The sequence below is a fragment of the Kribbella sp. NPDC104740 genome (genome assembly GCF_055583505.1).
In genome coordinates, this window is sequence record NZ_JBVJNV010000004.1 from 843,725 (window position 1) to 854,168 (window position 10,444).

Consider the following 10,444-nt stretch of genomic DNA (forward strand, 5'->3'; position numbering starts at 1 on the left):
CGCATGCCGACCGAGAGCACACGTGTCCTGGTCGTCGGCGCCGGCCCTGTCGGCATGGTCTGCGCGCTGGCGCTGAACCGGCTGGGCGTTCCGGTGACCGTCGTCGAGTCCGAGCCGGCGCCGGTACGGGACCAGCGCGCGGCGAGCATCCATCCAAGCACCCTGGAGATGCTCGACGACCTCGGCGTCACCGAGAAGATCCGGCCGCACGGCCTGGTGTCGAGCACCTACCGCTTCCACGACCGGCAGACCGGGGACGTGGTGGCGGAGTTCGATCTGGGCCGGCTCGCGAGCGAGGTGCGGTTCCCGTACGTGCTGCAGTACGAGCAGTACAAGCTGACCGCGGCGATCGCCGCGGAGTATGCGAACGAGTCCGACTTCGACGTCCGGTTCTCGCACACGCTGACCGGTCTGACCGAGACCGCGAGCGGGATCGAGGCCGAGATCACCTCACCCGCGGGCGCCGAGCGCCTGCGGGTGGCGTACGTCGTCGGCTGCGACGGCGGCCGGTCGACGGTCCGCAAGCTGGCCGGGATCGACTTCGAGGGGTTCACCTACCCGGAGCGGTTCATCAAGATCGCGACCGGCTTCGACCTGAGGACGGTCCGGCCGGGGCTGTCGTTCCGCAACTACTTCTCCGACCCCGACGAGTGGGCCAACGTCTTCAAGGTGCGCGGAGAATCGCCCGGGGGGCTCTGGCGGGTGATCCTGCCGATCGGCGCCGACGAGGACGACGCGACCGCGCTGTCGCCGGAGCGGGTCGAGCAGCGGCTGCAGAAATTCCTCCCGAAGACCGGCCCGTACGACGTCGAGTACCGCGACGTGTACGGCGTCAACCAGCGCGTCGCCGCGACCTTCCGCCGGGGGCGCATCCTGCTCGCCGGCGACAGCGCGCACGTCAACAACCCGATCGGCGGGATGGGGATGAACGGCGGCATCCACGACGCGATCAACCTGACCGAGAAGCTCGCGACGGTGATCGCCGGTGCGGCCTCCGACGACGTGCTCGACCTGTACAGCCGCCAGCGTCGTCATGCCGCGGTGAACTACGTGCAGGCCCAGACGATCGCCAACAAGCGGCTGCTGGAGGAGCGCGACCCCGACGTACGCCGGCAGAACTTCGACGCGTTACGCCGTACGGCGGAGAACTTCGACACCGCGCGCGCGTACATGCGTCGTGCAGCACTGTTCGACAGCCTGCACGACGCCGCCGCCGTTACCTGATCAGCAACTTCGTGAGGAGCGGACCCCACTTCGGCAGGCCGGAGTGGGGTTCGACGATGGACTGGTGGTCCTCGTCCTCGGCCACGAAGAACGAGAAGTCGGTCAGGTGACCGTCCCATCCCAGCGAGTCCTCGCGACCCAGCTCCGCCACTCGGGGCGTGTGCGTCGCGGACGACGCGACCACCAGCGCCTCGACGTCGAGGCTGCCCAGCGTCGGCGCTGACGTCAGGACGTCGCACCGCCGGCCGGCCGTCTCGACCGCCTTCAGCTGCTTGCTGTCGGCAAGCAACTCCTGGTACGCCTCCTCGCCGAACGCCTTCAGCATCTCCTCGCGCATCGCCTCGGGGGAGTCCGGCGCCGCCGGTTCGTTCGCGCCGGCCGGCATCGCGTCCACGATCACCAGCGGGCCGACGCGCTCTCCCCGGGAGAGGAGCTGGCGCGCCACGGCGTACATGATGTGGCCGCCGTACGACCAACCCAGCAGCTCGTACGGTCCGCTGGGCTGCAGCTCCTGGATGACGTCGGCGTACGTCGAGGCGAGGTCGTCCAGGTCGTCGAACTCGACGTCCAGGCCGACGATCGCCGGATCGTCGAGACCGACCAGCCCGACGCCGGGTGGGAGGTAGCCCGCGAGCTCCGAGTACATCGACGAGGCGCCGAACTTCGGGTGCGCGCAGAACAGCGTGCGGCCGTTCCGGGACGGCGTGAACCGGGTCGCGATCGCGCTGATGCCGACCTCGGTGTCGCCGTCCTGCCGCAGCTTCGCGTCGACGGCCGCGCTCAGTTCGCCGATCGTCGAGGCGGTGATGACGTCGCGCATCGCGATCTCCGCGGGGAACTTGCGGTTCAGCTGCGAGGCGAGCCGCATCGCCGCGAGCGAGTGCCCGCCGAGGCGGAAGAAGTCGTTCGCGGCGCCCAGGACCAGTTCCTCGTCGAGGCCGAGCACGTCCCGGAAGATCGCCGCCACCGCCAGCTCCGTGTCCGTCTCCAGCGCCCGGCCCGTGCCGAGTCCGGACGCGGCGACGTCAGCCGGAGGCAGCGCTCGCCGGTCCAGCTTCCCGGTCGGAGTGAGGGGGAACGACGTCACCGCGACCAGCGCTGCCGGGACCATGTAGTCCGGCAGGTACTTGGCCAGATGGCTCCGCAGCGACTCACTGATGTCGCCGTCCGAAGTGGTGCTGTAGTACGCCGCGAGCTGCTTCCCCGTGGCGTGCTCGAAGGCGACCACCTCGGCGCGGGTGATCCCGGGGAAGCCCTGCACCACATCACGGATCTCGTCCGGTTCGATCCGGTAGCCGCGGATCTTGATCTGCTCGTCGGCGCGGCCGAGGAAGTCGATCATCCCGGCGTCGTTCCAGCGGGCCAGGTCCCCGGTGCGGTACATCCGTTCGGCCGGCTCCCACGGACAGGCCACGAACCGTTCGGCGGTCATCGCGGCCTGACCCCAGTACCCGCGCGCGGTGCCTTCGCCGGCGAGGTAGAGCTCGCCCGCGACACCGGGCAGCGCAGGCTGCAGGTTCTCGTCGAGGATGTAGGCGCGGGTGTTGAAGATCGGCGTACCGACGCTCGAGGTGGCGCTGTCGGCGAGGTCGGCGCCGAGCGCGTTGATCGTGTACTCGGTCGGCCCGTACAGGTTGTACGACTCGACGCCGGGGGCGTCGCGCAGCTGCTGCCACAGCCGGTCGGGCACGGCCTCGCCGCCGAGCGACACGAAGACGACACCGGGCGCGTCGTTCGAGACCGATCGACCGGCCGGCCGATCGCGCTCCAGCAGCCCTTCCTCGACCAGCAGCTGCCCGTACGACGGGGTGACGTCGAACCCGTCGATCCGTACCTCGTCGTAGTGCGCCAGCAGCCGCTGGTGGTCGCGCCGCATCTCCTCGTCGATGACGTGTACCTCGTGCCCGTTCAGCAGCCAGAACAGCTGCTCCCAGGAGGCGTCGAAGGAGAACGACGTCGTGTGCGCGATCTTCATCCGGCGCCCGCGCTGGTGGTCCACCACCCGGTCGAAGATCTTCTCGACGTGGTTGACGTACATGTTGGTCAGGCCGCGGTAGCCGACGGCGACGCCCTTGGGGCGACCGGTGGTTCCCGAGGTGAAGATGATGTACGCGAGGTTGTCGAGCGAGACCTCCCCGCCGCGTTCCGCGGTCGTGATCGGCGCGGTGTCGAGCTGCGCGAGCTGATCTGCCGTCGTGCCGGAGTCGAGGTTGACCACCATGCCGATGGCACCGGTGAGCCGGTCCGCGTCGCGGTCGGTCACCAGCGTGACGGTCGGCTCGGCGATCTCGAGCATGTAGCCGATCCGCTCGTCCGGTAGTTCGCAGTCCACCGGAACGTACGCCGCTCCGATGGCGAACACCGCGAACATCGCGATCACCGTGCGCTCATCGCGCGGAAGCACCAGCGCGACCCGATGCTCCGGTCGTACTCCCTCGGCCAGCAGCAGGCGGGCGTAGCGGTTCACCTCGGCGGAGAACTCCGTGAAGGTGAACGAGCGGTCGCCGGCGACCAGCGCGGTCTCTGCCCCGGACACGAGCACCTGCCGGTCCAGCAGCTCGGCGACCGTGACCGCTTCGACCTCGCGGACAAGGTCAGCGGCGACACCCGTGTGCGGGGTGGTCTCGTCCGGAAGCAGCGCGGACAGCGTGCCGACGGGCTCGTCGAGCCGGCGGGTGAGCGAAACGAGTAGCTGGACGTAGCGCTCGAGCAGCTGCTCCGCGGTAGTGGCGTCGAAGATGTCCTGGCGGTAGGACAGGCGCACGTGCACTGTCGCCGCGCCGTCGAGCTCCTCCGGGTCGACCGCGAACGTCACCGGGTAGTGCGTCGAGTCGTCGACCTTCGCGCCGACGACCTCCAGCCCGCCGGTGTCCTGGCCGGCGCGCTTGCCGACCGGCACGTTCTGCACCACGAACAGCGTGTCGAACAGCACCGGAGCGCCCGCGTTGGTCTGGATCTGGGTCAGCGACGCCTGCGGATGGTCGATGACGCGCAACTGCTCGGACTGGACCCGGGCCAGGACCTGCCGGTTCGTCGCGAACGGGGGCACCTGCACCCGCATCGGGACGGTGTTGAACATCAGCCCGATGATCCGGTCGGCGTCGGGCAACGCCGGCGGACGGCCGGAGACGGTGTTGCCGAAGACGACGTCGTTGCTGCCGGTGAGCCGGCTGAGCGCGATCCCCCAGACGGTCTGCAGCAAGGTGCCCACCGTGACCTTGGCGTCGCGGGCGGCGCTGAAGACCGTCGCGGCTTCCGACGGGCTGAGGTCGAGGTGGAGCTCACCGGTCTCGCCCTGCCGGTCGCCGCGGTCGACGAAGTCGGGCCGCAGCAGCGTCGGGCCGGACAGGTCCGCGAGGTAGTCGTCCCAGGCGCGGTAGGCGCTGTCGGGATCCTGGTCGTCGACCCAGTCCAGGTAGGAGCGGAACGACGCGGCCGGCACCCGATCGACGTACCCGGCGTCGGCGTAGATGCTGAGGATCTCGGCGAGCAGCGCGTTGATCGACCAGCCGTCCAGCAGGATGTGCTCGAAACTCATCACCAGCGTCCACGTCGCGCGGTCGTGCTCGAGCAGCGTGAAGCGGATCAGCGGCGGGACCTCGAAGTCGAACGGCTCACCGCGCTCGGCCGTCAGGTACTGCTCCACGTCGACCCCGAGGCCGGCCCACTCGTCCAGGCGGACGACCCGGACCGGGACCTCGACGCCGGCTGGGATGACCTGGACGTCGCCGGGCGGGACGAACGCCGCGCGGACGTTGGGGTACCTGTCCATCGCGTGGGCGATGGCGGTCGTCATCCGCTCGGGATCGAGATCGCCCTCGAGCCGCCGGGTGATCTGCGAGACGTAGGTGTTGTGGTCGTCGGACTCACGGGACCGCAGCAGGTGGTAGAACAAGCCGCGCTGCAACGGCGCGAGCGGAAGGATCTGGGCGTCGTTTCCGTAGCGGGCCCGGATCGCCTTCTCCTCGGCAGGCGTCAACGTGACCCGGTCGGCGCGCCGCAGCGTGAAGGCCTCCCGGCGGTCGGCGGCAGGGATTCCAGCGAGTTGTTCGGTGATCGCGGCGGCCAGCGCCGAAGTGTCGAGCTCGTCAGTCGACGGCACCCGGACCCGGACGACGTCCCCGACGAGCACGTGGATGTCGAGTCCGTCCTCTGGCACAGCTTCGGTGACCAACTCCGCGTCGCTGCGGAACACCCCGACCCGGATCCGGGGGACCGGAAGGTCGTCGAAGAAGCGGCTGAACCGAGGGTGCCCGACCAGGGCGGCGTACTGGGCCGCTTGCTCGGGGCTCAGTACGACGGCGTGATCGTCGAGCAGGACCGGGAACCTCCGCGTCGTCAGGGGACCGTCGGACTCGCGGAGTTCCACGACCACGTCAGCTTCGGCGGTCCCGGCCAAGGCCTTCGCCACGGCCGTCAGCACGACGGACCGGAGGGACGTTTCAGCCGTGGCGGGAGCCTGTTGTTCACCTGCTTCCGCATCGGCGAGCTGATCGACCCAGTCCTCCCAGAACGGATCGTCGAGGACAGCCGTCAGCTCGTCGTCGGTATAGCCGGCCGCGGGCCGAGCGGGCGTGACGACCATCGGGATCTTCGCCTGGTACGCCGTGACCAGCTCGGTCAGCTTCGCCCGGACCGCGTCGAGCAGCTCGGGGTTGCCGGTCTCGGCGACCAGTTCACCGGTGCCGTCGTCGCGGATCGCCAAGCGCAGGCTGGGAACCGACAGTGCCTGACCGACATGCTCGATCGCCGCCCGCCAGAGGGAGTCCACGCTGATGTCGAAGTCCGCGAGCGGCAACCGGAAGCTGCTGTTGCCGGTGTTCTCGGCAGCTTCGGTCTCGCCGATTCGAACGAGCTGAGCGAGCTGCCTGACCGTCAGGTCGGGGTACCGGGAACCGAGCGCCAGGAAGCGCGCCGTACTCCGCAACAACCGGGCGGCGGTCTGTTCCGAGAACAGCTCGCGGGCCGCGTTCAGGTTCATCCCGAACGCCCCGCTGCCGAGTCGTTCGATGCTCGACACGAGGTCGAACAGGGAGGGCTGCGACGCCAGCGGGCCGTCGGCGGTGGTCGAGACGTAGTTGGTGAGCGGCGCGTCCGCGTCCGAGTCGCCGCCGCGATCGACGTAGGCCGCCATCACCTGGAACAGCGGGCTGATCCCGACCTGGCGCGGCGGGTTCACCGCCTCGACCACGTGCTCGAACGGCACGAGCTTGTGGTCGGCGGCTTCGAGCATGCGGTCGCGGCACCGGAGCAGCGTCTGCGCGAACCCGGCCTCGGCGTCGATGTCGGCGCGGACCACGACGGTGTTCACGAAGTACCCGATCAGGTCGTGCAGCTCCGGCTGGTCGCGCAGGCTGGCCGGCGTACCGATCGGGACGGTGTCGCCGGCTCCTTCGTCCCAGAGCGCGAGGGAGAAGGCGGCGATCAATGCCTGCAGCGGTGTCGCCTTGTGGTCGACCAGGAACTCGTCCACCGTGGCGGTCTCGTCGGCGGTGAGGGCCGTCGTCGCCGGTCGGATCGTTCGTTCTTCGGTGACGTCACGGTCCTGGTCGAGCGGCAGGACGGTTTCGGTCGGGAGGTCCGACAGCAGGTCCTGCCAGTACTGGAGGTCCGCCTGGTAGCGGGAGTCCGGGTCCTTCCGGTCACCCAGCACGTGCCGCTGCCAGACCGCGAAGTCGGCGTACTGGGTCGCCAACGGCGCTACCTCGGCGGGATGTCCGGTCGCCGCTTCGAGGTAGAACGCGTTGAGCTCGTGGACCAGGGTCCCGAAGGAGTCCGCGTCGGTCACGATGTGGTGGCCGTAGGCAACCAGTACGTCGCCGTCGGCGTGCCGCACCAGGTGGAACTTCAGCCCGAACTCGGTGGTGAAGTCGAGCGGCAGCGCGGCGACCTGGGCGATCTTCTCGATGAGCGGCTCGGTGCCGGCGTCCTCGACCTCCAGGACCTGGTCGGGGACCGGGCAGATCACCTGGCGCAGCGACGAGCCGTCCTCGTCCGGGACGAGGATCGTGCGCAGGATCTCGTGCCGCGCGACGATCCGGCGTACGGCTGTTTCCAGAGCCTCCAGATCGAGCCGGGCGCTTGCCTGCAGCACGATCTCGGTCCGGTAGACCTGGCGCCCGGCGATCTGCTCGGTGAACCAGAGGGCTTGCTGTCCGAAGGAGACGGGGAGGACAGCCGGGCGCGGCAGATCGCCGACCCGGGACGTGGGTGCCGCGGCCGTGGTGGCGTCGGCGACTCGGGCCAGGTCGCTGATGCGGGGGTGGTCGAAGACGTCGCGCAGGGTCAGCGCGGTGTGCAGCAGAGCGTTGGCGCGGGCGACGACCCGTGCGGCCAGCAGCGAGTGTCCACCGAGGCGGAAGAAGTCGTTGTCGACGCCGAGGTCCGTGTCGAGATTCAGTACGTCGCGGAAGATGTCCGCCAGGGCGATCTCGGTCCCGGTCGCGGGCCGGCGGCCGTCGGTCGTACCGGTCAGGTCTGGTTGCGGTAGTGCCTGACGGTCGAGCTTGCCGTTGGCCGTGACCGGGAAGCGGTCCAGTCGCGTGAACGTCGTGGGCACCAGGTAGTCGGGCAGCGACCGGGCGAGGTGCTCGCGCAGTACGGCGTCCTCGGCGTTCGTGGTGACGTAGGCGGCGAGGTACTTTCCGCCGGCCGGGTGATCCAGGGCGACGATCGCGGCGCGCGACACCGCCGGGTGCTGCTCGAGGACCGCGCGGATCTCGCCGGGTTCGATGCGGTAGCCGCGGATCTTCACCTGGTCGTCGCTGCGGCCGAGATAGTCCAGCTGTCCCTGGGCGTTCCAGCGGACCACATCGCCGGTGCGGTACAGCCGCGTGCCGTTGTCGGCGGCAACGAATCGGTCGGCGGTCAGGCCGGGCCGTCCGGCGTAGCCGTCGGCGAGTTGCACTCCGCCGAGGTAGAGCTCTCCTGTCACACCCGCTGGGACGGGACGCAGCCAGGTGTCGAGGACATGCGCGGTCGTGTTCGCGACCGGGGTGCCGATCGTGGTGTCGCCGATGGCCGCGGTGCCGTCGCCGGTGACCTCGGTGGAGCCGTAGAAGTTGTGCAGCGTTGCCTGGGGCGCGGCGGTCCGCATGGCGTCGGCGGTGCCCGCGGTGAGTGCTTCGCCGGAGGAGATCCAGTGCTGGACGGTGGCCAGCGCCGCAGTGTCTTCACGGACGAGGACCTCGGCGAGGCTGGGAACGGTCAGCAGGTGCGTGACGTGGTGGCGGGCGATGCTGTCCAGCAGAGCGGCTGGATCTTGCCCGGGCACGACGACGACGCGGGTGCCGGCGACGAGCGGGCCGAAGAGTTCGGTGACGGCGTCGACGAAGCCGACGCCGCTCTTCGACAGGGCCACGCTGTCCGGTGTGTAGTTCAGGACTTGCTGACCCCACGCGAGACGGTTCACGAGTGCGCGGTGGGTGAGCGTGACGCCCTTGGGTTTTCCGGTTGTTCCTGAGGTGAAGATGACGACGGCGGCGTCGAGTGCGTTCAGTGGCCTGGACAGGACCGGGGCGGTCTGTTCGTGCTGTGTTCCAGCGAGTAGGTCGGCGGTGATGGTGAGGCTGGGTGCGGCGACGTCGAGGATGTACTTGATGCGTTCGGCCGGGTAGGCCGGGTCGATCGGCACGTACGCCGCTCCCGCGCGCAGCACCGCGGCCTGGGCCACGATCAGGTCCACCGAGCGGGCCATGACGATCGCGACCCGGTCCCCGACGCGCACGCCCCGGTCGACGAGGAGGTGAGCGATCGCGTTGACCCGGGTGTCGAACCGGGCGTAGCTGAGCTCGGTGCCTTCGGCAACGATCGCGACCGCGTCCGGGCTCGTCGCCACGCGCCGGCGTACGAGGTCGTCGAGCGTGGTGTCCGGAACCTCGAGCGTCTCGCCGCGCGACGCCGGGGCGTCGGTGGCCGGGGCGAGTTCGTACAGGCTCTGGGATCCGTCGAGGACAGCATCGAGGAAGCGGCTGAACTGTTCGGCGTGCGGCTGCGGATCGGCGGTGGAGCCTGCGGAGAGTTCGAGCCGGAGCCCGGTGTCCGCGCTGCGGTAGATCGCGAGGTCGAGCGATCCGACCGGGCCGGTGCTGATGGTCTCGGACTCACCCAGACTCGGTGTCGACTCGAAGAGCCTGATGTTGACCGTCGGGAGCGCCAGGTACGACGCCTGGCCGCTGGGCCAGGAGCGGGCGATCTCGTGGTCCTCGGCGGTGATGTGACGCCGGGAGCTCTTGAGTTGCTCGGCGACGACCGCGAGGACGTGTCCGAAGGAGTCGTACGGGCTGATCTCGGTGACGACCGGGATCGCGCGGGAGATCGCGCTCGGTGTCTTCAGCGCTTCGCGGTCGTCGCGCAGCATCAGCGGGACCCGGACGGCGACGTAGTCGCGGCCTTCGGCCAGCGCGGTGTAGACGCCCCAGGCGGCGATCAGGGTGTCGGTCCAGGAAACGCGTGCGGAGCGGGCGAACTGCTGGGTCCGTGCGTAGGCGTCGCCGGTCAGCGGGACGAGAACCGGACGGCTCGACGAGACGAAGGCCTCGGAGAGGTCGTCCGTGGTGCTGTGGGCGGCGCTCTCGATCCCGAGGATGCCGTTCCAGTACGCGACGTCTTCGTCGGAGCTGATGCCGGTCACGGGGTTGAGGTCGCCGAACCAGCGCTCCGGGACGGGTTCGCCGGCCTGGGTGGCGGTGTAGATCTCGGTGACGCGGCGGATGAAGAGCGAGATGCTGTAGCCGTCGACGAGCAGGATGTTGGTGACCAGGATCCAGGCCCAGCTGCCGTTCTCGCGGCGGACCAGGGTCGAGCTGGTGGTCGGTTCCGCTGTGGCGGCGAGCTGTCCACGGGCCAGTTCGCGGATCTGGTCGTCGCCCTGACCGGCGTCCACGATCATCGTCGGCAGCGTCGCGGTCGGGTCGACGGACTGGAACGGGACGCCGTCCTCGTCGCCGAAACGGACGCGGAGAGCGTCGGTTTCCGCGAACGCAGTACTGACCGAGGACGCGAGGACGGCCGGGTCGACGGAGCTGTCGAGCCAGATCAGTTGACCGGCGCTGAAGACCGAGGATTCGGGTGCGAGGTTGCGTGCCACCCAGTTGCCCCGCTGGCTCGCGGTCAGTTCCACACGATCAAAAGCCGTCAACGGAAGCACCCTCACATCTCGTGGACCAGGTCACTGCAACACCAACGAAGGTTAGGCTAACCTTGCCCCGTGCCGCCACCC

Annotated in this window: 2 protein-coding genes; one reads left to right on the forward strand and one right to left on the reverse strand. The window is 69.5% G+C overall.

Annotation, left to right across the window (positions count from 1 at the left end; translation table 11 throughout):
• Positions 1-3: 3 nt before the first annotated feature.
• Positions 4-1,224, forward strand: coding sequence for an FAD-dependent oxidoreductase (locus ACZ6Z4_RS25175; RefSeq protein ID WP_465569078.1), 1,221 nt, complete (start codon positions 4-6; stop codon positions 1,222-1,224).
• Here ACZ6Z4_RS25175 and ACZ6Z4_RS25180 read toward each other — a convergent pair.
• Positions 1,217-10,378, reverse strand: a complete 9,162-nt coding sequence (locus tag ACZ6Z4_RS25180) for an amino acid adenylation domain-containing protein (RefSeq protein ID WP_465569080.1) — start codon at positions 10,376-10,378, stop codon at positions 1,217-1,219. The genes ACZ6Z4_RS25175 and ACZ6Z4_RS25180 overlap by 8 nt on opposite strands.
• Positions 10,379-10,444: the final 66 nt, after the last annotated feature.

Bases quoted from the DNA above. Each gene is read 5' to 3' on its own strand.
- ACZ6Z4_RS25175 (WP_465569078.1), top strand. From the start codon at position 4: ATGCCGACCGAGAGCACACGTGTCCTGGTCGTCGGCGCCGGCCCTGTC.